The 223-nt window shown below is 52.9% G+C and carries 1 protein-coding gene; it reads right to left on the bottom strand.

The window, feature by feature from the left end; translation table 11 throughout:
• A partial coding sequence (locus AAC854_RS24885) for a P2 family phage major capsid protein (protein ID WP_340619208.1) occupies positions 1 to 214 on the bottom strand: 214 nt, incomplete at its 3' end.
• Between the last annotated feature and the right edge of the window lie 9 nt (positions 215 to 223).

Here is a 223-nt window from a genome sequence, read left to right as displayed (position 1 = left end):
CTTTTTTACGCCCGGTATAGAGTCCCGGATTACCGACCGATACGACCTGCCCGGAAAGGTGATCCACATCCGCACAGGTAATCATGTTAAGAAATTCGACCGATTCCAGCAGCGCACTGCGCAACGCGGTCTCTTTTGGATCGGACAGTGCGAAGTAACGCGAGGTATCCGCAACCCCATAGGCATCAGCTAAACCCACAGAGTAATTCTGCAAATAGCCGCG

The sequence above is a fragment of the Xenorhabdus entomophaga genome (assembly GCF_037996725.1).
Lineage (GTDB): Bacteria > Pseudomonadota > Gammaproteobacteria > Enterobacterales > Enterobacteriaceae > Xenorhabdus > Xenorhabdus khoisanae.
Note: the sequence above shows the minus strand (reverse complement) of the source record. Positions and strands in the feature narration are given on the sequence as shown.